This is a genomic window from Stenotrophomonas sp. STEN009, from assembly GCF_056760395.1.
Window position 1 is genome coordinate 1 of record NZ_JBRRES010000004.1, and the last position, 21,102, is coordinate 21,102.

The 21,102-nt window shown below is 68.0% G+C and carries 19 protein-coding genes; 11 read left to right on the forward strand and 8 right to left on the reverse strand.

All coding sequences use genetic code 11. The features are described 5' to 3' along the window. Positions 1–113: 113 nt before the first annotated feature. The 6 genes from ACVOMM_RS02740 to ACVOMM_RS02765 form a co-directional block, all read right to left on the reverse strand. Positions 114–368 carry a BPSL0761 family protein gene (locus ACVOMM_RS02740; protein WP_128987622.1) on the reverse strand — a complete coding sequence of 85 codons (255 nt, stop codon included), beginning with the start codon at positions 366–368 and terminating at the stop codon, positions 114–116. A 60-nt stretch (positions 369–428) separates the two neighbouring features. Further along, entirely contained in the window at positions 429–3,656 is a 3,228-nt protein-coding gene (locus tag ACVOMM_RS02745) for an efflux RND transporter permease subunit (protein WP_481525859.1), read from the reverse strand. Between the two features lie 10 nt (positions 3,657–3,666). Beyond that, complete coding sequence (locus ACVOMM_RS02750) at positions 3,667–4,872, reverse strand: efflux RND transporter periplasmic adaptor subunit (protein ID WP_111187182.1); 1,206 nt, start codon at positions 4,870–4,872, stop codon at positions 3,667–3,669. Further along, positions 4,869–6,122: a TolC family protein gene (locus ACVOMM_RS02755; RefSeq protein WP_481525860.1), complete on the reverse strand. Its 1,254-nt coding sequence runs from the start codon at positions 6,120–6,122 to the stop codon at positions 4,869–4,871. The genes ACVOMM_RS02750 and ACVOMM_RS02755 overlap by 4 nt, the downstream gene beginning before the upstream one ends. Before the next feature lie 56 nt (positions 6,123–6,178). Beyond that, positions 6,179–6,514 carry a hypothetical protein gene (locus ACVOMM_RS02760; RefSeq protein WP_053517722.1) on the reverse strand — a complete coding sequence of 112 codons (336 nt, stop codon included), beginning with the start codon at positions 6,512–6,514 and terminating at the stop codon, positions 6,179–6,181. Positions 6,515–6,792: 278 nt separating this feature from the next. Beyond that, positions 6,793–7,182: a RidA family protein gene (locus tag ACVOMM_RS02765; RefSeq protein ID WP_053517723.1), complete on the reverse strand. Its 390-nt coding sequence runs from the start codon at positions 7,180–7,182 to the stop codon at positions 6,793–6,795. Positions 7,183–7,289: 107 nt separating this feature from the next. On the opposite strand from ACVOMM_RS02765, the gene ACVOMM_RS02770 reads away from it, so the two are divergent. From ACVOMM_RS02770 to ACVOMM_RS02810, 9 genes are all read left to right on the forward strand, one after another. Further along, the gene (locus tag ACVOMM_RS02770) at positions 7,290–8,183 is read left to right on the forward strand and encodes a LysR family transcriptional regulator (protein WP_053517725.1); all 894 of its coding nucleotides are present in this window, start codon (positions 7,290–7,292) and stop codon (positions 8,181–8,183) included. Positions 8,184–8,425: 242 nt separating this feature from the next. Continuing rightward, on the forward strand, positions 8,426–8,662 hold the full coding sequence (rpmB, locus tag ACVOMM_RS02775; RefSeq protein ID WP_005411638.1) for a 50S ribosomal protein L28: 237 nt from the start codon (positions 8,426–8,428) through the stop codon (positions 8,660–8,662). Between the two features lie 10 nt (positions 8,663–8,672). Next, the gene (rpmG, locus tag ACVOMM_RS02780) at positions 8,673–8,840 is read left to right on the forward strand and encodes a 50S ribosomal protein L33 (RefSeq protein ID WP_169411268.1); all 168 of its coding nucleotides are present in this window, start codon (positions 8,673–8,675) and stop codon (positions 8,838–8,840) included. Positions 8,841–9,317: 477 nt separating this feature from the next. Further along, on the forward strand, positions 9,318–9,566 hold the full coding sequence (locus ACVOMM_RS02785; protein ID WP_053519934.1) for a hypothetical protein: 249 nt from the start codon (positions 9,318–9,320) through the stop codon (positions 9,564–9,566). Positions 9,567–9,684: 118 nt separating this feature from the next. Continuing rightward, positions 9,685–11,103, forward strand: coding sequence for a cardiolipin synthase (gene cls, locus ACVOMM_RS02790; protein WP_053519935.1), 1,419 nt, complete (start codon positions 9,685–9,687; stop codon positions 11,101–11,103). A 69-nt stretch (positions 11,104–11,172) separates the two neighbouring features. Continuing rightward, positions 11,173–12,594 (forward strand): FAD/NAD(P)-binding protein, encoded by a 1,422-nt coding sequence (locus ACVOMM_RS02795; protein WP_346475353.1) that lies wholly within the window; start codon positions 11,173–11,175, stop codon positions 12,592–12,594. Between the two features lie 9 nt (positions 12,595–12,603). Next, positions 12,604–14,796, forward strand: coding sequence for a DNA helicase II (gene uvrD / locus ACVOMM_RS02800; RefSeq protein ID WP_074900176.1), 2,193 nt, complete (start codon positions 12,604–12,606; stop codon positions 14,794–14,796). Between the two features lie 106 nt (positions 14,797–14,902). Further along, positions 14,903–15,457, forward strand: coding sequence for a hypothetical protein (locus ACVOMM_RS02805; protein WP_049433087.1), 555 nt, complete (start codon positions 14,903–14,905; stop codon positions 15,455–15,457). Between the two features lie 162 nt (positions 15,458–15,619). Further along, positions 15,620–16,066 carry a universal stress protein gene (locus ACVOMM_RS02810; protein ID WP_049433086.1) on the forward strand — a complete coding sequence of 149 codons (447 nt, stop codon included), beginning with the start codon at positions 15,620–15,622 and terminating at the stop codon, positions 16,064–16,066. Between the two features lie 121 nt (positions 16,067–16,187). Here ACVOMM_RS02810 and ACVOMM_RS02815 read toward each other — a convergent pair whose 3' ends face one another. Then, positions 16,188–16,472: a DUF2782 domain-containing protein gene (locus tag ACVOMM_RS02815; protein ID WP_053519930.1), complete on the reverse strand. Its 285-nt coding sequence runs from the start codon at positions 16,470–16,472 to the stop codon at positions 16,188–16,190. 99 nt (positions 16,473–16,571) lie between these two features. Between ACVOMM_RS02815 and polA the strand changes: the two genes are divergently transcribed. Together polA and ACVOMM_RS02825 are read left to right on the forward strand one after the other, a co-directional pair. Further along, complete coding sequence (gene polA, locus ACVOMM_RS02820) at positions 16,572–19,346, forward strand: DNA polymerase I (RefSeq protein WP_481525861.1); 2,775 nt, start codon at positions 16,572–16,574, stop codon at positions 19,344–19,346. Between the two features lie 326 nt (positions 19,347–19,672). Beyond that, positions 19,673–20,155: a DUF421 domain-containing protein gene (locus ACVOMM_RS02825; protein ID WP_481525862.1), complete on the forward strand. Its 483-nt coding sequence runs from the start codon at positions 19,673–19,675 to the stop codon at positions 20,153–20,155. 48 nt (positions 20,156–20,203) lie between these two features. On the opposite strand, the gene hemF is transcribed toward ACVOMM_RS02825, so the two are convergent. After that, the gene (gene hemF, locus ACVOMM_RS02830; protein WP_262219038.1) at positions 20,204–21,100 is read right to left on the reverse strand and encodes an oxygen-dependent coproporphyrinogen oxidase; all 897 of its coding nucleotides are present in this window, start codon (positions 21,098–21,100) and stop codon (positions 20,204–20,206) included. Positions 21,101–21,102 lie beyond the last annotated feature (2 nt).

Sequence of the window (21,102 nt, forward strand, 5' to 3'; positions counted from 1 at the left end):
ACTTCACCAGCCCCGCCCGATATTATCGCGCGGCCGCTTCGGGGTCTTTTCGGGGTTTGTTTTTCCGGGGGGGGGGGGGCGGCCCCCCCCCCCCGCCGCCCCCCGCCGCGTCTTCATCGATGCGCACCGCGCGTGTAGCGATCCACCCATTCGCGCTCGAAGGCGTCGGCGATCAACGGCACCTTGAAGATCGCCGTATTGTTCTCCAGCTGCGCCATCATCCGGATCTCGCTGACCGTAGGGTAGTGACGCAGCAGGCGATGCGCTTCGGCCCGGATATCCATCGGCAGCCCGGCGTTGTCGGCCAGTTCGATCAGGAAGGCGCCGGCCTGGACCAGGTGGCGGGTGCGGTCCTGCGGTGTGGTCATGCAACGTCTCCTTGCAGGTGATCGACCCGGCAGGTACATCCCTGCCGGGCCAGAAGGGCCTCAGTGCGACGTGCCGGCCACGTTGGCCGGCCGAGGCCTGGCCACGCGCGCAGCGAAGGTCGGCAGCACCAGCAGGGTCAGCGCGGTCGCCGTGATCAGGCCACCGATCACCACCGTCGCCAGCGGTTTCTGCACCTCCGCACCGGAGCCACTGGCGATCGCCATCGGGATGAAGCCGACAATCGCCACCAGTGCCGTGGTCAGCACCGCGCGGATCCGGCTGGCGGCACCGTTGATTGCCGCCTGCAGGGGCAGGTCACCGGCATCGAGCCGCTCGCGGATGGCCTGCATCAACACCAGGCCGTTCAGCGTGGCCACGCCGGACACGGCGATGAAGCCGACCGCCGCCGATACCGAGAAGGGCATGCCACGCAGCAGCAGGGCGAGAATGCCGCCGACCAGCGCCAGCGGCACGCAGCTGAACACCAGCACGGCTTCCTTGCCACTGCGCAGGGCCATGAACAGCAGGCTGCCGATCAGCAGGAACACGACCGGTACCACCGTTGCCAGGCGCTTTTCCGCGCGCTGCAGGTTCTCAAACTGGCCACCCCAGGTGAGATAGGCGCCCGGCGGCAGCGCCACGTCGGCCACCGCTGCCTGCGCTTCGCCGACGAAGCCGCCCAGGTCGCGGCCGCGCACATTGGCCTGCACCACCACCCGGCGGCTGCCATTGTTGCGGCTGATCTGGTTCGGTCCCTCGCTGACCGTGATGCGGGCCACCGAGGACAGCGGAATGACCAGTCCGGCCGGTGTGGCAATCGGCAGCGATGACAGCTGGTCCGGATCGTTGCGCGCGGCATCGTCCAGCCGCACAACCACGTCGAAGCGTCGGTCGCCCTCGAAGATCTTGCCGGCCGCCGTGCCACCGATGCCGGTGGCCAGTGCATCGCTTACGTCCGCAGCGGTCAGCCCGTACTGCGCGGCGGCGACAGGGTCGATCTTCACGTTCAGGGTCGGCAGGCCGGAAATCTGCTCCACCCGCACGTCAGCCGCACCGTCCACCGCACGCAGCTTCAACGCGACCTGGTCGGCCACCTTCTGCAGCTGGCTGAAGTCATCGCCGAAGATCATCACCGCCAGGTCGGTGCGCACGCCGGAGATCAGCTCGTTGAAGCGCAGCTCGATCGGCTGGCTGAACTCGAAGCTGTTGCCCAGCTGCTGCCCGGCCAGCGCCTCGAAGCGCGCCACCAGCGCCTCCTTGTCCAGCGTCGGATCGGGCCACTCCTTGCGCGGCTTCAGCACGATCACGCTGTCGGAGATGTTGGTCGGCATCGGGTCGATCGCGGCTTCAGCGGTACCGGTGCGCGAAAACACGGTTTCCACTTCCGGTTGCCCGGCAATCGCCTTTTCCAGCGCCAGCTGCATCGCCAGCGACTGCTCCAGCGAGGTCGACGGTACGCGCAGCGCCTGCATCGCCACATTGCCCTCATCCAGCGTCGGCATGAATTCGCGGCCCAGCAGCGAGAACGAACCGATGCCCACCACCACCATCATCACCGCGCCGGCCAGCACCGAGCGCGGGTGGTCCACCGCCTTGCGGATCACCGGTTCGATGCGTGCGCGCAGCACGCGGATCAGGCGTGTTTCGTGTTCGCCGTCATCGGCGTGCGCCCCGCTTTCCTTCAGCTTCGGCTCGCGCACCAGTAGCGCAGCCATGGCCGGCACGAAGGTGAAGGAGAACAGGAAGGCACCCACCAGAGCCAGCATGAACGTGGCGGCCATCGGATGAAACGTTTTTCCTTCCACGCCTTCCAGGGTCAGGATCGGCGCAAACACCAGCAGGATGATCAACTGGCCGAACGCCGCTGGACGCGCCATCTTCCGCGCCGACTCCGCCGCCACGCGCAGACGTTCCATCGCGGTCAGCGCACGGCCCAGTTCGGCGCGGCGCTGGCCCAGCATCAGCAGCGTCGACTCGATCACGATCACTGCACCGTCCACCAGGATGCCGAAATCCAGCGCACCCAGGCTCATCAGATTGCCGCTGATGCCGAAGCGGTTCATGCCGATCACGGCGAACAGGAACGACAGCGGAATCACCAGCGCGGTGATGGTTGCCGCGCGCAGGTTGCCCAGCAGCAGGAACAGCACCACCACCACCAGCAGCGCACCTTCGGTGAGGTTCTTTGCCACGGTTCTGATGGTGGAGTTCACCAGCACGCTGCGGTCCAGCACCGGCACGGCCACGATGTCGGCCGGCAACGACCGGTTGACCTGCTCCAGGCGCGCCGCTGCCGCCTGCGCGACGGTGCGGCTGTTGCCACCGGCGATCATCAGGGCGGTACCGAGCACGGCCTCGTGACCATTGCGGCTGGCCGCGCCCAGGCGCGGTGCACGGCTGAGATCGACATCGGCCACGTCGGCCACGCGCACCACCACGCCATTGCGGGTCGCAACGGGGGCCTGCGCCAGATCATCAGTGGTCAGTGCCAGGCCGTCCGCACGTACCACCAGGCCTTCGCCGGCACGCTGCACGAAACCGGCACCCGCCTGCACGTTGGCGCGCTGCAGTGCCGTGACCAGGTCGGCCAGGCCCAGGCCATGCGCAGCCAGCCTGGCAGTGTCCGGGTGCACGCCGTACTCCTTCACGTACCCGCCGACCGTATCGACGCCAGCCAATCCCGGGCTGGAGCGCATCTGCGGCGCGATGATCCAGTCCTGCACCGTACGCAGGTAGGTGGCGCGTTCTTCCGGCGTGCGCAGCAGGCTGCCCTCCGGCGTCCGGTAGACCTCGCCGGCCTGCCAGCCCGCATCCCCCGGTCTGGCCAGCCGGGTGGGATCGAACGGGGTGAAGTCCACCGTCCACATCAGCACCTCGCCCAGGCCGGTGGTGACCGGCGACAGCAGCGGCGACGCGCCATCGGGCAGATCTTCCGCCGCTTCACGCATGCGCTCGGCCACCTGCTGGCGGGCGAAGTAGATGTCGGTCGCGTCGGTGAAGATCGCGGTGACCTGGGAGAAGCCGTTGCGCGACAGCGAACGGGTGGTGGTCAGGCCGGGAATGCCGGCCAGCGCGGTTTCCAGCGGGTAGGTCACCTGCCGCTCGATCTGTTCCGGTGTCAGCGCAGGTGCCACCGTGTTGATCTGCACCTGGCGGTTGGTGATGTCCGGCACGGCGTCGATCGGCAGCTTGCCCAGCTGGAACAGGCCCCAGGCCGCGATCAGCGCCGCCAGGAACACCACCAGCCAGCGGAAGCGCACCGCTGATTCAATGATGAGCTTGAACATGGTCGCCTCCTCAGTGGCCGTGCTCGGCTTCGCCCTTGGCCAGTTCGGCCTTGAGCAGGAAGGCATTGGTGCCGACGATGCGCTCGTTGCCGCTCAGTCCACCGAGGATCTCGATGCGATCACCGGCACGACGGCCGGCCAGCACCGGCTGTGCCTTGAAACCGCCTTCCACGGCGACGAACACGGCGCTGCTGCCGTCGACGTTCTGCACGGCATCGGCTGGCACGCTCAGTGCACCGTCCCGGCCTTCGGTGACCACCCTGGCCGACACCGGCGAACCGGCCGGCGGCAAAGCCGCCTCCACCGGCGTCGCGCGGATGACCGCCACGCCGCCCTGCTGGCGCACGTCGGCCGCAGAGCCGGTGACCGTGGCGGTGAAGCTGCCGCCCGGCACCGTGACGTCCAGCGTCATGCCCGGGGTGACCTGCGCGGCCAGCGCAGGCGGTGCGGTGAACACCAGTTCGTTCATCGCCGGATCGGCGACATCGGCCACCGCGCTGCCTGCGGCGACCACGCCGCCTGGAGTGACCTGGACGTTGCCGACGATGCCGGTCACCGGGCTGGTGATGCGCACGCGGCCACTGGCATCGGGCGCACCGTTGGCCGCGGCCTGCGCCTGTGCGGCAGTCGCCTGCGCCTGTGCGGCCAGCGAACGGGCGCGCGATGCTTCCAGCTCCTGGCGGGCGACCACGCCCTGTTCGACCAGCGCCTTGTCGCGGCCGTAGGCCAGGCGTGCCGCCTCGGCTTCGGCCGATGCGGCCAGAGCGTTGGCGCGGAACACGGCGGCTTCGCCGCTGACCACGATCGCCAGGGCCTGGTTCTGCTTCACCGCTGTGCCTGGTGCCACCAGCACGCGTTCGACGCGACCGCTCACGGTGGACGCCACCGAGGCACGTGCGCCCACCGATGGTTCGACACGGCCCGACAGGCGGGTGGAGCCGCCACCACCGCGTCCGACGGCCACCACTTCGATACCGGACGCCTTGATCTGTTCCGGCGTCAGCTGCACCACGCCTTCGTCGGCGTCGGCCGGTGCCTTGGTAGCCTCGGCCTTGGCGTCCGGGCTGTCGGCTGCGTGGCCGTGGCCGTCATCGCTGCCGGCTTTGGCTGCAGTGGCATCGGCTGTTTCCGGTGTCTGTGCGTTGCCGGCGCAGCCGGCGAGGAGAACGGCCAGCACGACGCCGCCAAGCAGGGGAAAGGAACGGGACAGTGTCATGGGGCCTCCATAAAGGGTGCGCGCCCCTCGAGGCGGGCAAGATCGATTTCCGCGGCGACGCGCGACAGGCGTGCATCCACCGCGGTGCCGCGGGCGGCAATGAGCGCGCTGCGCGTGCTGCGCAGTTCCAGCTGCGAGATGCGTCCGGCATCGAAGCCGACGCGGGCCAGCCGATAGGCTTCCTCGGCCGCCACCACGCTTTCATCGGCGGCGCGGGTGCGGCTGCTGGCAGCCTTCAGCCCGGCAATGGCCGACAGCCGTCCGGCCTCGCTGTCGCGGCGTTGCTGGTCCAGGCGGGCTTCGGCCGCGCGCTGGTCGGCACTGGCGGCACGGATGCCGCCCCGGTTGCGGTCGAACAACGGCACGGTCACGCTGACGCCGAGCGTGTAAGCGCGTTCGCCGCCTTCGCGGAAGCGGGTCTGTCCGGCGGTCAGGCTCAGGTCGGGCAGCGCCCGCTTGCGCTCGACGTCCACCAGCCGGCCGGCCGCATCGGCTTCGGCTTCGGCGATACGCACCGCGAGTGCGGCATCGGTGGCGCCGCGTGGCAGCGGAGGTGCGCGGTCGAGCAGGCTGCTGTCGATCGACTGCACCGGCGAATCCAGCAGCGCGGCGCCGGCCAGGCGCGCCAGCGCGGCGTCGCGGAAGGCCTGCGCCTCGTCCAGCGCGGCGCTGGCATTGGCCACCTCGCTCTGCGCCTGCACCGCACGCAGTTGCGGTTCACGCCCTTGCCTGACCATGGCATTGACGGCCTTGGCATCGTCGCGGGTCAGGGCCAGCGCCTCTTCGGCCAGGGTGTAGCGGCGCAATGCGCTCTCTGCCTGTGCGTAGGCCGCGGCCAGCTGGCCGGCAACATCACTGCGGCTTTGCGCGCCACGCAGATTGGCGGCCTGGGCCTCGGCACGGGCGGCACGTACGCGCGCGCCGCGCTGGCCCCAGACCTCCAGCGGCTGGGACAGGCTGAGCACACTGTCGGCCTTGCCCATGCCGCCGTAGGAGCCGGTGCCCCACGCGTTCTCGGCCGACCAGGAAAGGGAAGGATTGGGCAGCGCACGGGCCTGGTCGGCGCGGGCGTCGGCAGCCTCGGCCAGCGCCGAGCCCACACGGGCGCCGGGCAGCTGGTCCAGTCGTTCAAGCAGGGTGTCGTAGGAAGGAGCAGCTTGCGCCATCACCGATGCCGCCGGGGCCAGGCCCAGCAACACGGCGACGACCAGCCCGGCCGCACGCGGCGACCGTGGTGTCAGGATCGACATAGGGGGATTCCGGTTGTGAGTGAAACGGGAGCCCGCAGCAGCGGGACGCGCTCAGCTCACGCCCGGGGGGGACGCGTCAGTTCATCCTGGGCGACGGCGTAGGCCGTCGCATCGCCGGCCGTCATCCAGCGCGCCGGCAGCGGCGCATCGAAGGCGGCGAAGGTGTTCGCCGGCAGGCTGGAGGTGGAATGGTGGCAGTGGTTATGCGTGCAGGCACCGGTGTGCTTGCTGTCACTGTCGCCTGCGGTGTCATCGGCCGCCGACTCCACATGTGCCACGCTGGCATGCGGTTCCACCGCGCACGCCAGCGCGTCGGCCACCGGCACGACCACGAATGCCGCCATCAGCAGCATCAGCAGGTACGAGCGTAGGTGGCGGGCGATCCGGCGCATGGAGGGGAGGCTAGCAAGCGGTTTTCGCCGGATACAATATCAATGGCCACTTCGGGAATTCGTCGGAATCTCCCGTTCAGCTGGGCGGGCGCGGGGTCGGATCCCTTTCCTCCGGAAAGGGCTCTGACCCAACCCGCCGTTCGGGTGCGTCGCGCACATGTGCTCTGGTAGGTGTCGACCTTGGTCGACACGCTTTTCGCCGCTGGGGTCAGATCCCTTTTCTCTGGAAAGGGCTCTGATCCCATCGCATTGCCGGCCAGCGGCCGGCACTACCCGGGTCACGGCAGTTTCGCGATCACCTTGATCTCGAACTGGAAGCCGTACAGCCAGGTCACGCCGATACCGGTCAGGGTGGGGTGCGGCGCCTCGCCCCAGTACTCGGGCACGATCGCCCAGGCCTTCTCGAAGTTCTTCTCCGGATCGACCAGGAACACGGTCACGTCGATCACGTCATCGAACGTGCAGCCTGCGGCGGCCAGCACGGCATTGAGATTGTCGAAGGCGCGACGGACCTGCGCCTCGAAGTCCGGTTCGGGCGAGCCATCCTCGCGGCTGCCGACCTGCCCGGAGACGAACAGGAAGCCATTGGACCGGATCGCCGGAGAGTAGCGGTTGCGGTCATACAGGGCCTGGCGGCCAACGGGGAAAACGACATCGCGGTGTGACATGGGAAGGGCCTGATGGGAAGAACCGCCATCCTGCTCGCGATTGTTGTCTGGATATACGGCGACGATCGGACTAGATTGATCGCATATCCCAAACAATCGGATCGCCGATGGACCGCTTCGAGGCCATGCGCGCCTTTGCCCGTGTGGTGGAGACCGGCAGCTTCACCCGTGCCGCGACGACCCTGCAGATCAGTCGCACCACGGTGACCCAACTGGTGCAGCAGCTAGAAGCGCACCTGCGTCTGCGCCTGCTCAACCGCACCACGCGGCGGGTCAGCGTCACCGCCGATGGTGCGGCCTACTACCCCCGCATTGCCCGCCTGCTGGCCGAGCTGGAAGAGGTCGAGGGTGGCCTGGGCGATGCCGCCGTGCAGCCGCGCGGCCGCCTGCGCATCGACGTGCCCGGGCCCTATGCGCGGCTGCGGCTGGTGCCGGCACTGCCGGACTTCCAGGCGCGCTACCCCGAGATCCAGCTGGACATCGGCGTCAGCGACCGCGAGGTCGACGTCATCGCCGACAACGTCGACTGCGTGATCCGTGGCGGCACCCCGGCCGACCCGGCCCTGGTGGCACGGCCGCTGGGCGAGCTGCCGATCGGCTTCCACGCCAGCCCGGACTACGTGCAGCGCTTTGGTCTGCCGGAGCATCCGCGCGCGCTGGAGGGACCGCAGCACCACATGGTTGGGCTGCTCAGCCCACGCAGCGGGCGGGCGCGGGTCTTCGCCGCGCGGCGCGGCGATGAGACCGTCCAGGTGCAGGGCCGCCATACGGTCGGCTTCGATGACGGCAATGCCTATCTCGCCGCCGGCCTGGCCGGGCTGGGCGTGGTCGCCCTGCCCAGCTACATGGCCGAGCCGCACGTGGCACGCGGTGAACTGCTGCCGCTGCTGCAGGCCTGGCAGCTGCCGTCGATGCCGATGCACATCATGTTTGCGCCGAACCGGCACATGAGCCAGCGCCTGCGGGTATTCATCGACTGGGTGGTGGAAGCGCTGGGGTGATGGACCCGCAGGGCCGAGCCCACGCCCGGCCGCTCCTGTGGGTAACTTGCGCAAGGCCTTGATTGCATGCATAATGCGCGGCTCGCTGTGTCCGGTTTCGTGCCGGGCGGCGCCCCCGGGAGCACGTCCCCGGCCGCCCAACGCCAGCGTAACCCTTTGATTCTCTTGACGTGTGGTGGGCAACCACCGAGGCCGCCGTCTCCCGGGCTACGGGCTGACAACAACTACTATCGAGGTGCGCAATGTCCCGCGTATGCCAGGTTTCCGGCAAGCGAGTGCAGACGGGTAACAACGTCTCGCACGCCAACAACAAGACCCGTCGTCGTTTCCTGCCGAATCTGCACGAGCGCCGTTTCTGGGTGGCCAGCGAGAACCGCTGGGTCAAGCTTCGTGTTTCCGCGCATGCACTGCGCACCATCGACAAGAACGGCATCGATTCCGTTCTGGCTGAGCTGCGTGCGCGCGGCGAAAAGGTCTGAGGAGTAAAGCATCATGGCAGGCAAGCGCGATAAGGTCCGTATGATTTCCTCGGCCGGTACCGGCCACTTCTACACCACGGACAAGAACAAGAAGAACACCCCGGGGAAGATGGAATTCCTGAAGTACGATCCGGTCGTGCGCAAGCACGTCCTGTACAAGGAAGGCAAGATCAAGTAATCCGCACGGATTGCTGGTCCCCGCGAAGAAACCCGCCCTTGTGGCGGGTTTTTTCTTGCCTGTCGTCTGGTCTGGTGGGTGTCGGCCCTTGGCCGGCACGGCCGTACTCCCTGCGCAGGCTGTCGCCTATGGCGCAGTGCGCGGAATCATGGGCCGAATGCGATAAGTGATTCTTCCTACCGGTTCCGGCAGTTCGCGCGATCCAAATCAATTGGAATCACTGGCTTCGCTGTGTCCATGATGGCAAGCCGCTGCATCTGCAGCGGTCGGGCTTGCAATCCCGAGGAATCGAGTAACGGTAAATTCGCCAGCCGCTGCCCCTGCTTTTGCAGCGGCTGGCGACCCGCTCTGCCTTCTGGCGGGCGGTGCGTGGGGGCCGTGTGCCCGCCGGTTTGTTCCCGTTGCTTGTTCCCCGGTATTGCAACCACGCATCGTCCGCCACCTTCACCGGTGGCCAGATCCGTTGAAGGAGGCTGCATGAACACCCCATCACACCGGCAGGACCTGGAACTGGGCTGGCTGCGCCTGCAGCGCATGCTGGAAGGCATCGAAGGCATGGCGCTGCTGCTGTGCGACCACCATCTGGCGCTGAGCAAGGGTACCTCCTCGCCGCTGCCGGATGCACAGCTGGAGCGGGCGGCGCAGGCCATTGCCTGCATGGCGCTCAACGGCCGCCGCCACGCCGAATCGGTTCGCCAGCTGAGCGAGGTGCCGGTGCGGCATTGAAGCCCGCCCTCCCTTGTAGAGCCGAGCCCGTGCCCGGCTGCGCTGAGGCAGTCGAGCAAGCTCGACTCTACACACCCTGCTGGGCAGAATGGCCCATCACCTGCCGACGGACGACGCGATGCTGGTTGAGTGGTTGCTGGGATCGTATCTGCTGCTGATCGACTGGCTGATCCGGCTGGTCGCGCTGTGCTGGATTCCGACCCGCACCACGCCGGGCGCGGCCCGCAGCTGGCTGCTGCTGGTCGGTTTCGTGCCGCTGCTGGGCCTGCCGCTGTATCTGCTGTTCGGCCACCCGTGGCTGTCGCGCGAGCGCATCCGCCGCCAGGCCGAGGCCTCGCAGGTCATCCGCGAAGAGCAGGCGCTGCAGCGCCGCCTGCGCTGGAAGCCGGAACCGGATACGGCCAGCGCGGAAATCGTGCCGCTGGTGCAGCGACAGGGCGATTTCATGCCGGTACACGGCAACGCCGTCGATCTGCTCACCGATTACGACGAATCGCTGCACACGCTCATCGCCGACATCGACCAGGCCGAAGACCGCGTGCACCTGCTGTACTACCTGATGTTCGACGATTCGGTGGGCGAGGCCATCGTCGAGGCGCTGCAGCGTGCCGCCGCCCGCGGCGTGCAGTGCAGGGTGCTGCTGGACGCGGTGGGCGCCAAGCGTGGCCTGCGCGCCTACCGCAAGCGCCTGCAGGCGCGCGATATCGAAGTGCGGGCGATGCTGCCCGGCGGGCTGCGCTGGCGCCGCAGCGGCCGCATGGACCTGCGCAACCATCGCAAGATTGCGGTGATCGACAACGAAGTGGGCTACATCGGTTCGCAGAACCTGGCACGGCCGGAGTTCGTGCCAGGCCATCCCAACCGCGAGCTGGTGGCGCGTGTGCGCGGCCCGGCGGTGGCACACCTGGAAGCCGTGTTCGCCAGCGACTGGTACATCGAGACCGGCCAGCGCCTGGACGTCATTGCCGACGTACCCGAGTGCAGCGACGATGTTGCCACCCAGCTGCTGCCCAGCGGGCCGGCCTATCCGTACAGCAACGCGCGTGATGCCGTCGCCGCACTGATCCATCTGGCCCGCCGGCGGCTGGTGATGGTCACCCCGTACTTCGTGCCGGACGAAGCGACCCTGAGCGCGCTGCGCATCGCCGCGCTGTCCGGGGTGCAGGTGCAGCTGATCCTGTCGGCCAGCAACAACCAGCGGCTGACCGCCTGGGCGCAGGAGGCCTACTACGACGAGCTGCTGCGCTGTGGCGTGCGCATTGCCCTGTACGAGCCGCAGTTCCTGCACGCCAAGCACATGAGCGTGGATGAAGACATCGCGGTGCTCGGCTCGATCAACATGGATATCCGCTCGTTCGCGCTGAATGCCGAGATCGGCCTGGTCTGCTACGACCGCGTGCTGGTGACGCAGCTGTGTGCCATTGAAGACGATTACCTGCGCCAGTCGCGCCAGCTCGATCTGCAGCAGTGGCGCAAGCGTCCTGCCTGGCGCCGCAGCCGCGAAGGCATCGCACGCCTGGCCGACGCGTTGATGTGAACCGGTGCGCCGGAGCTCGAGCGGTCTCGATCATTGCGCACGCGGCGGCACTCCGGCCCGTCATGGCCGATGGCCTACAATCGGCACATGACTGATTCACCGTGTAATGGCGAACTGGACCTGGCGATCATCGGTGGTGGTGCGGCCGGGGTGCTGGTGGCGATCCAGGTGCTGCGCCAGGCCCGGTCGCCACTGGCGCTGGCCATCTTCGAACCCGCCTCGCAGCTGGCCCAGGGCATCGCCTATGCCACGCCGTGGCCGGAGCACCTGCTGAATGTGCCGGCGGCGAAAATGAGTGCGTTCGCCGAGCAGCCGGCTGACTTCCTCGATTACCTGATGGCCGTCAACGCCTACCCGGGCGAGACGCGCGAGGTGCTGGGCGAGCGTTATGTCGGCCGCCATCATTTCGCCGCGTACCTGCAGCAGCGTCTGCAGGAGGCGGTTGCGGCCAGCCCGGCGCAGCTGCAGGTGATCGCGCAGCCGGTGCGGGGCCTCGCTCCGGATGACTCCGGTTACCGCCTGCAGCTGGGCGATGGCCACACATGGCACGCCGCGCAGGGGGTGCTCGCCACCGGCAACAGCATGCGTCCGCTGCCGGTGGCCGGTGCCGATGGACTGCCTGCCGACACCGTGGTCGAAGCCTGGGACTACGACGGCGTGCGCGCGTTGGCAGGCGCGCACGCGCTGGCCATCGTCGGTTCCGGTCTGAGCATGGCTGATACGGTGCTGGCGCTGGTCGCGGCCGGTCACACCGGCCCGCTGCATGTGATTTCCCGTCACGGCCTGCTGCCGCTGCCGCATGCGCACGCGGGCCTGCCGGATTTCGACCCCGCCCCCCTGCTGCCGATGACGCTGCGCCAGCGCCTGCGCACGCTGCGCCGGCAGGTGCGCCGGGCCGAGGCGGATGGCCTGCCCTGGCAGGGCGTGATGGACCGCCTCCGTCCGCATGGACAGGCGCTGTGGTGCAGCCTCGACGAGGCCGACCAGCGGCGGTTCCTGCGCCATGTGGTGCGCTACTGGGATGTACATCGCCATCGCATCGCCGAAGAGGTCGATGCACAGTTGCGCGCATTGCAGGCCAGCGGTCAGCTGCGCGTGCATCGCGCACGCCTGGATCGGGTCTGGCGTGAGGGCGATGCGCTGCAGCTGTCGGGCCACGATGCGGCCGGACACCCGCAGCAGTGGACGATCGGTGGTGTGATCAACGCCACCGGTGTGGAGACCCGCGCCACCGCGTTGCGCAATCCGTTGCTGCAGCAGCTTCAGGCCGATGGCCTGGCCCGTCCCGGGCCGCATGGGCTGGGCCTGGACAGCACGGTGCCCGGCGACCGCGTGCGCAGCGCCGGCGGCCAGCCGCAGGCGCGGCTGGGCGTACTTGGCAGCCTGCGCATCGGCAGCCTGTGGGAAAGCCTGGCGGTGCCTGAACTGCGCCAGCAGGCGCAGGCACTGGCCACCCAGGTGGTCGCAGGAGCCGCGACGGCGATGCCGTAAAATGGGGGCATGGATGTCTCCCACCTGCTTGATGGCCTGAACCCGGCCCAGCGCGAAGCCGTCTCCGCTCCCCCCGGCCACCACCTGGTGCTGGCCGGTGCCGGTTCCGGCAAGACCCGCGTACTTACCCACCGCATCGCCTGGCTGCATGAAGTCGAAGGCGTGCCGACCCATGGCATCTTCGCGGTGACCTTCACCAACAAGGCCGCCGGCGAGATGCGCCACCGCATCGACGCACAGCTGCCGCATGGCAGCCGTGGCATGTGGATCGGTACCTTCCACGGCCTGGCCAACCGCCTGCTGCGCCTGCACTGGCAGGACGCGAAGCTGCCCGAAGGTTTCCAGGTGATGGATTCGGACGACCAGCTGCGGCTGGTCAAGCGCGTGGTGCAGGCACTGGAGATCGACGACAGCAAGCATCCGCCCAAGCAGATCGCGTGGTGGATCAACGAACAGAAGGATGAAGGCCGCCGCCCGCAGCACATCCAGCCCGAGCCGCACGATGCGTGGCTGGAAACCATGCGCCAGGCCTACATCGAGTACCAGGCGCGCTGCGACCGTGCCGGCCTGGTCGACTTCGCCGAACTGCTGCTGCGCGCGCATGAGCTGCTGCGTGACAATCCCGGCCTGCTGGCGCACTACCGCGCCCGCTTCCGCGAGATCCTGGTGGACGAGTTCCAGGACACCAATGCCATCCAGTACGCCTTCGTGCGCGTGCTGGCGGGGGAGTCCGGCCATGTGTTCGTGGTCGGCGACGACGACCAGGCCATCTACGGCTGGCGCGGTGCCAAGGTGGAGAACGTGCAGGGCTTCCTGCGTGATTTCCCGGGCGCGCAGACCATCCGCCTGGAACAGAACTACCGCTCCACGGCCAACATCCTCGGTGCTGCCAACGCGGTGATCGCGCACAACCCCGATCGCATCGGCAAGCAGCTGTGGACCGACAGCGGTGACGGCGAGCCGATCGACCTGTACGCGGCGTACAACGAGATGGACGAGGCCCGCTACATCGTCGAACGTGCCCGCCAGTGGGTGCGCGATGGTGGCAGCTACACCGAAGTGGCCGTGCTCTACCGCAGCAATGCGCAGTCGCGTGCGCTGGAAGAAGCCCTGCTGAGCGAGCAGGTGCCGTACCGCGTGTACGGCGGCATGCGCTTCTTCGAACGCGCCGAGATCAAGGACGCGCTGGCCTACCTGCGCCTGCTCTCCAACCGCAACGACGATGCCGCCTTCGAGCGCGCGGTGAACACGCCGACCCGCGGCATCGGTGAACGCACTCTCGACGAAGTGCGGCGCGAAGCACGAGCGCAGGGCATTTCGCTGTGGGAAGCCACCATGCTGGTCACCCAGGGCAATGCGCTGGCCGCGCGTGCGCGCAACGCACTGGCGGGCTTCCTGGTGCTGGTCAACGAACTGCAGGCGCAGACCCGGGACATGACCCTGGCCGAGCGCGTGGATCACGTGCTCTCGCGCTCGCAGCTGCGTGAGCACTGGAGCAAGGAAAGCCGCAATTCGCTCGACTCCGAATCGCGCACCGACAACCTCGACGAACTGGTCTCGGTCGCCTCGCGCTTCGTGCGGCGGGCCGATGACATCGAGGAAGTGGGCGAGGACATGGACGAGCTGGTGGCGTTCCTGGCCTACGCTGCGCTGGAGGCCGGCGAGGGCCAGGCGCAGGCCGGCGAGGACGGCGTGCAGCTGATGACCCTGCACTCGGCGAAGGGCCTGGAATTCCCCCTGGTGTTCCTGGCCGGCATGGAGGATGGCCTGTTCCCGAGCGCGCGTTCGCTGGAAGAAAGCGGCCGGCTGGAGGAAGAGCGGCGCCTGGCGTATGTGGGCATCACCCGGGCGCGGCAGAAGCTGGTGCTGTGCTACGCCGAATCACGCCGCATCCATGGCCAGGACAACTACAGCCTGCCTTCGCGATTCCTGCGTGAGATTCCACGCGGGCTGCTGCATGAAGTGCGGCCGAAGGTGCAGGTCTCGCGTCCCGCGTCGCTGGGCAGCAGCCGGGTGATGGGGCATGCCGCCATCGAGCTGCCGCCGATCAAGCTCGGCGCGCTGGTCAGCCATCCCAAGTTCGGCGAAGGCATGGTGACCGATTACGAAGGCAACGGCGCCCACGCCCGCGTGCAGGTCGAGTTCGCCGACGCCGGCAGCAAGTGGCTGGTGATGGCCTACGCCAACCTGACGGTGATCTGATTCCCGTCGAGGGGGGGGGGGGGGCCCCCCCACCCCATCACGGGAACACCCGGCCGAGCATGGGCTCGGCTCTACAATGGGCGGCATCTCTTCCAGGAATGCCCCCATGACCGAGCCCACGCTGCATGTCACCGTGACCTTGAACGCCAGGCTGCAGCCTGAGCATCGCCACGAGCTGTTCGAGGATCCGCTCGACGCGCTGCTGCAGGCCGCCGAAGTGGGCGAAATCACCGGCGGCGGGACCGCCCTCTCCGATGACGGCGAGGTCGAGTACGGCGACATCGAGGTGGCGCTTCATGACGCGGCAGGTGTGCCGAAGTTGATCGATCTGCTGGAGCAGCTGGGCGCGCCGAAGGGATCGAAGGTGCAGGGCGCCGGGGACGGCGACCGCGGTTTCGGCGTCACCGAAGGCCTGGGCATCTATCTGGATGGCCAGAACCTGCCGGACGAGGTCTACGAACAATGCGATTCCAACCATGTGTTCGAACAGCTGTCCGAACGCATCGATGGCCTGGGTGAGATCTGCAGCTGGTGGCAGGGCCCGACCGAGACCGCGCTGTACATGTACGGCCAGTCGTTCGAGGCGATGCGTGATGCGATTGCCGGGTTCGTGGCCAGCTACCCGCTGTGCCAGAACGCACGCGTGGTGCAGATCGCCTGAGAGGGCCACCTGTAGAGCCGAGCCCACGCTCGGCTCATCCATCCGGAGCCGAGCATGGGCTCGGCTCTACAGGCGCCGGATTGATCCTGCTCAAAGCGCCACGTGCACATCGGGTGTGCAATGGTGGCGTTCCCATCCGGCGGATTGCCACGGAGCCCCACCATGTACACGCGCATCCTGATCGCCACCGACGGGTCCGAGCTGGCCGACAAGGGCCTGGCCAAGGGCCTGGAGCTGGCGAAGGACCTCAATGCAGAGGTCGACATCGTCACCGTTTCCGAGCCGTGGGCTGTCGGCATGTACGACGCCATGGGCTGGAGCGTGGGCTACATGAACAGCCCCGAGTACAAGGCCGATCGCGAGGAAGGCGCGCAGAAGGTACTGCAGCCTGCGCTGGCCAAAGCCGCTGAGCAGGGCATCCAGGCCAACCCGGTGCATGTGCTGGACCGCTACGCGGCCGACGGCATCATCGAGACCGCTGCCGAGCGCAACAGCGACCTGATCGTGATGACCTCGCATGGCCGTCGTGGCGTGACCCGCGTACTGCTGGGCAGCCAGACCGCCGAGGTGCTGGCACGCAGCACGCTTCCGGTGCTGGTCATCCGCTGAGGCACGTGTTCCCGGGGAGGGGACACCGACGCCGGCCGCAGGATGCGCGCCGGCGTCATCTTTTATGCAGCCGGGCTCGCTGGGGTCGGATCCTGCGGAAAGGGATCCGACCCCTGTCACATCACCAGCTGTAGAGCTTCCAGTACACCGGCGAGACGCCGTCCTTGTCGGTGTCCATGCGGCCATCGCCGTTCTTGTCGTACATGTAGAACGGGGCACCCCGCGACGGCGTCACCTTGACCATGCGCAGCTGCCCGGCCACGCGGTACTCCTCGATGGTGTCGCCGTTGCTCATGGTGCGGCTGGAGACCTCGGCGCCCTTGACGTCGACCGGGGGCGCCCCGGCGCCACCCATGCTGGCGCAGCCGGCAAGCAGGAGCAGGGAGGCCAGCATCAGAGTCTTCATGGGCGGTGGTCCTTTGCCTGGAAAGAGATTCGATTATGCCCCATCGTCGGGCATGCGCCGTGTCGCCGCTGTGCAGGGACAGGCGCGTAGAATCGCTGCATGAGCAGATTAGTCCTGATCGACGGGTCCAGTTACCTGTACCGCGCGTTCCACGCGCTGCCGCCCCTGTCCAATGCACAGGGCGAGCCCACCGGCGCGCTGTTCGGCGTGGTCAACATGCTGCGCTCGACGCTGAAGGAGCGGCCGGCCTACGTCGCGTTCGTCGTCGATGCGCCCGGCAAGACCTTCCGTGATGACCTGTACGACCAGTACAAGGCCAACCGTCCCCCGATGCCCGACGAGCTGCGCAGCCAGGTCGAGCCGATGTGCCGCATCGTCGAAGCGCTGGGCATCAGCATCCTGCGCGTTCCGGGCGTGGAAGCCGACGATGTGATCGGCACGCTGGCCCTGCAGGGCCAGGCGCAGGACCTGAAGGTGACGATTTCCACCGGCGACAAGGACTTCGCCCAGCTGGTGCGGCCGGGCATCGAACTGGTCAACACCATGACCGGCAGCCGCATGGATTCGGACGCGGCGGTGATGGAGAAGTTCGGTGTGCGCGCCGACCAGATCGTCGACCTGCTGGCGCTGATGGGCGACAGCGTCGACAACGTGCCGGGCGTGGAGAAGTGCGGGCCGAAGACCGCCGCCAAGTGGCTGGCGGAGTACCAGCACCTGGAGGGCGTGATGGCGGCCGCGCCGGCCATGAAGGGCAAGATCGGCGAAAACCTGCGTGCGGCGCTGGAGCGCCTGCCGCTGAACCGCGAGCTGGTGACGATCCGCACCGACGTCGCGCTGGAGGCCACCCCGACCACGCTGGCGCTGCGCGAACAGGACGTGCCGGCGCTGACCGAGCTGTACGCGCGCTACGGTTTCACCCAGGCCCTGAAGGAACTGGGGGCGCCGCTGCCGGCACCGGCCGTGGCCAGCGAGGCGGCACCGAGCCTGCGTGGCACGGCGGCCGGCTTCGCCCGTGGCAGTGCGGAGGCACCGGCCGAGGGCACGCTGGATCCGGCACTGGCCGCGCCAGGTGAATACGAGACCGTGCTTGGCAGTGAACAGCTGCAGGCCTGGGTGGAGCGGCTGCAGCAGGCCGACCTGATCAGCTTCGATACCGAGACCGACGCGCTGGATGCCATGCGCGCGCGCCTGGTCGGTGTCAGCCTGGCGGTCGAGCCGGGCAGGGCGGCCTACATCCCGGTGGGCCATGACTACCCCGGCGCACCGGCGCAGCTGCCGCTGCAGCAGGTGCTGGACGCGTTGCGCCCGGTACTGCAGGACCCGGCAAGGAAGAAGCTGGGCCAGCACGGCAAGTACGACCTGCATGTGCTGCGGCGCCACGGTGTCGAGGTGCAGGGTTACCACGACGACACCATGCTTGAGAGCTTCGTGCTCAATTCCACCGCCACCCGCCACGACATGGATTCGCTGGCCCTGCGTTACCTGGGCTACACCACCATCAAGTTCGAGGACGTGGCCGGCAAGGGCGCCAAGCAGATTCCGTTCTCGCAGGTGGGCATCGACGAGGCCAGCCGCTATGCGGCCGAGGACGCCGACATCACCCTGCGCCTGCACCGCGCGCTGCAACCGCAGCTGCTGGCCGAACCGGCCCTGGACAGCGTGTACCGCGACATCGAGATGCCCCTGGTGCCGGTACTGGCCAGCATCGAGGCCAACGGTGTGCGCATCGATGCCGACGAGCTGCGCCGGCAGAGCCAGGACCTGTCTTCGCGCATGCTGGCCGCGCAGCAGAAGGCCACCGAGCTGGCCGGGCGCAGTTTCAACCTGGATTCGCCGAAGCAGCTGCAGGCCGTGCTGTTCGACGAGCTGAAGCTGCCGGCGGTGGTGAAGACCCCGAAGGGCCAGCCCAGCACCAATGAAGAGGCGCTGGAGGCGATCGCCGACCAGCATGAGCTGCCGCGGGTGATCCTCGATTACCGTGGCCTGGCCAAGCTGCGCAGCACCTACACCGACAAGCTGCCGGAGATGGTCAACCCGGATACCGGCAGGGTGCACACCAGCTACCACCAGTCCGGCGCTGCCACCGGCCGCCTGTCCTCCTCGGACCCGAACCTGCAGAACATCCCGATCCGCACCGAAGATGGCCGCCGCATCCGCCGCGCCTTCGTCGCACCGGAAGGCTGCCAGCTGCTGGCAGCCGACTATTCGCAGATCGAACTGCGGATCATGGCCCACCTGTCCGAAGACCCGGGCCTGGTGCGCGCCTTCGAGCAGGGCGCCGACGTGCACCGCGCCACCGCCGCAGAAGTGTTCGGCCGCACCCTGGACGAGGTGACGCCGAACGAGCGCCGCGCGGCCAAGGCGATCAATTTCGGCCTGATGTACGGCATGAGTGCCTTCGGCCTGGCCCGCAACCTCGGCATCGACCGGGGCCAGGCGCAGGATTATGTGGCGTTGTACTTCAGCCGTTACCCGGGCGTGCGTGACTTCATGGAGCGGATGCGCCAGCAGGCCCGTGACCAGGGCTATGTGGAGACGCTGTTCGGCCGCCGCCTGTATCTGAACGATATCCATGCACGCAACCAGGGCCTGCGTGCCGGTGCTGAACGCGCCGCGATCAACGCGCCGATGCAGGGCACCGCTGCCGACATCATCAAGCGCGCGATGGTGGATGTTGACCGCTGGCTGCGCGACAGCGGGGCGCCGGCGCGGATGATCCTGCAGGTGCACGATGAACTGGTGTTCGAAACCGAGACTGCGTTTGTCGAGGAGCTGCGGGAAAATGTGGTGCAGCGTATGTCGCAATCGGCACAGTTGCGTGTCCCTCTGGTGGTCGACACCGGCGTAGGCAAGAACTGGGACGAGGCGCACTGAGTCGCTTTCGGTCCTGAAACGACGTGAATTTGTTCATCTGGCCACAGTTTCTGACTCGGCCATGAATACTCGCCCCATTGCGGTTCATTAAATTGGCTCCCTTCACGAACCGTTAGTGTTCGGAGTGGTTCTATAGCTCTCGACAGGCGCAATGCCTGTTGTGGATCTCTCCCATCCCCTGGAGCAGATCTCGGAACGGGGACTCCTCCCCAAGTGCCCGTTCCCCGGCCCCGTTGACCTCCCCCTGGTCAGCGGGGCTTTTTATTTGCGCCGCCGGCAGGCTGCCGGCTGCTAGGCTGGGCCACCGCCCAGCAGGGGAGCCCGCAATGCACGATCTGTTCGCACTGGCGATGCCGTGGTGGGAGTTCATCCTGCGCGCGGTGGTGGTCTACACCGTCGTGCTGGGCCTGGTGCGCCTCAGCGGCAAGCGCGCGCTGGGGCAGATCACCCCGTTCGACGTGCTGCTGATCGTGCTGCTGGGCAACGCGGTGCAGAACGCGCTGCTGGGCCAGGACACGTCCCTGGGCGGTGGCCTGCTGCTCGCCGCGACCCTGATCCTGCTCAACTACGGCGTGGGCTGGGTGACCACCCGCAACCGCCGCCTGGAGCGCCTGATCGAGGGGGACCCGGTGGTGATCGCCCGTGACGGCACCCTGTTGCGGGATGTTCTGCGCCGCGAACTGATCAGCCGGGCCGACTTCGATGCCGCCATGCGCCAGCAGGGCTGCCTGCGCATCGATGATGTGCAGGTGGCGCTGCTGGAAACCACCGGCCACATCACGATCATCGCCCGGCACACGGACGCGTAGGGCCGGCGGCATGCGTGCGGGGACGGCCACGCCGCCCCGCGAGATGCCTTAGAGCCAGTCGCGCGGGACCAGGTAGTCGGCCAGCCGGGCTTCCGGACTGCCCGCCTCGGGGGTGAAGCCGTATTCCCAGCGCACCCGCGGCGGCAGGCTCATCAGGATGCTTTCGCTGCGGCCGCCGCTCTGCAGGCCGAACAGCGTGCCGCGGTCGTAGACCAGGTTGAATTCCACATAGCGGCCCCGCCGGTACAGCTGGAATTCGCGCTCGCGCTCGCCATGGGCGATGCTCTTGCGCTGCTGCACGATCGGCAGATAGGCGTCGAGGAAGCCGTCACCGACCGCCCGCAGGTAGTCGAAGTCACGTTCGAAATCGCCGTGCAGATCGTCGAAGAACAGGCCGCCGATGCCGCGCGTTTCGTTGCGGTGGCGCAGGAAGAAGTACTCGTCGCACCAGCGCTTGTGCGCGCTGTAGCGCTCTTCACCAAACGGCGCGCACAGGTCGTGGGCGACCTGGTGCCAATGGCGCACGTCCTCGTCGAAGGGATAGAAGGGGGTCAGATCGAAACCACCCCCGAACCAGCTGGCCACCACTTCGCCGTCGCGCTGCGCCTGGAAGAAGCGCACGTTGGCATGGGTGGTGGGCACATAGGGGTTGAGGGGGTGGAACACCAGCGATACGCCGGTGGCGCGCCAGGAGGCGCCGGCCAGCTCCGGGCGGTTGGCCGAGGCCGACGGCGGCAAGCGGCTGCCGGAGACATCCGAGAAGCCGATTCCGGCCTGTTCGAACACCGCGCCGTCGCGCAGCACGCGGGTACGGCCACCCCCGCCTTCAGCGCGCTGCCACAGGTCTTCCTGGAAGCGGGCCTGGCCGTCGGCCGCTTCGATCGCCGCACAGATGCGGTCCTGCAGGTCGGTCAGGTAGGCGCGCACGCGCTCGAATTCGTTCATGA

Coding starts and splice junctions, on each gene's coding strand:
- ACVOMM_RS02825 (WP_481525862.1), top strand. CDS start 19,673: ATGCACGATCTGTTCGCACTGGCGATGCCGTGGTGGGAGTTCATCCTG.
- ACVOMM_RS02740 (WP_128987622.1), bottom strand. CDS start 368: ATGACCACACCGCAGGACCGCACCCGCCACCTGGTCCAGGCCGGCGCC.
- hemF (WP_262219038.1), bottom strand. CDS start 21,100: ATGAACGAATTCGAGCGCGTGCGCGCCTACCTGACCGACCTGCAGGAC.
- ACVOMM_RS02810 (WP_049433086.1), top strand. CDS start 15,620: ATGTACACGCGCATCCTGATCGCCACCGACGGGTCCGAGCTGGCCGAC.
- ACVOMM_RS02760 (WP_053517722.1), bottom strand. CDS start 6,514: ATGCGCCGGATCGCCCGCCACCTACGCTCGTACCTGCTGATGCTGCTG.
- ACVOMM_RS02785 (WP_053519934.1), top strand. CDS start 9,318: ATGAACACCCCATCACACCGGCAGGACCTGGAACTGGGCTGGCTGCGC.
- ACVOMM_RS02805 (WP_049433087.1), top strand. CDS start 14,903: ATGACCGAGCCCACGCTGCATGTCACCGTGACCTTGAACGCCAGGCTG.
- cls (WP_053519935.1), top strand. CDS start 9,685: ATGCTGGTTGAGTGGTTGCTGGGATCGTATCTGCTGCTGATCGACTGG.
- ACVOMM_RS02745 (WP_481525859.1), bottom strand. CDS start 3,656: ATGTTCAAGCTCATCATTGAATCAGCGGTGCGCTTCCGCTGGCTGGTG.
- rpmB (WP_005411638.1), top strand. CDS start 8,426: ATGTCCCGCGTATGCCAGGTTTCCGGCAAGCGAGTGCAGACGGGTAAC.
- ACVOMM_RS02765 (WP_053517723.1), bottom strand. CDS start 7,182: ATGTCACACCGCGATGTCGTTTTCCCCGTTGGCCGCCAGGCCCTGTAT.
- uvrD (WP_074900176.1), top strand. CDS start 12,604: ATGGATGTCTCCCACCTGCTTGATGGCCTGAACCCGGCCCAGCGCGAA.
- ACVOMM_RS02755 (WP_481525860.1), bottom strand. CDS start 6,122: ATGTCGATCCTGACACCACGGTCGCCGCGTGCGGCCGGGCTGGTCGTC.
- ACVOMM_RS02795 (WP_346475353.1), top strand. CDS start 11,173: ATGGCCTACAATCGGCACATGACTGATTCACCGTGTAATGGCGAACTG.
- ACVOMM_RS02770 (WP_053517725.1), top strand. CDS start 7,290: ATGGACCGCTTCGAGGCCATGCGCGCCTTTGCCCGTGTGGTGGAGACC.
- ACVOMM_RS02750 (WP_111187182.1), bottom strand. CDS start 4,872: ATGACACTGTCCCGTTCCTTTCCCCTGCTTGGCGGCGTCGTGCTGGCC.
- polA (WP_481525861.1), top strand. CDS start 16,572: ATGAGCAGATTAGTCCTGATCGACGGGTCCAGTTACCTGTACCGCGCG.
- ACVOMM_RS02815 (WP_053519930.1), bottom strand. CDS start 16,472: ATGAAGACTCTGATGCTGGCCTCCCTGCTCCTGCTTGCCGGCTGCGCC.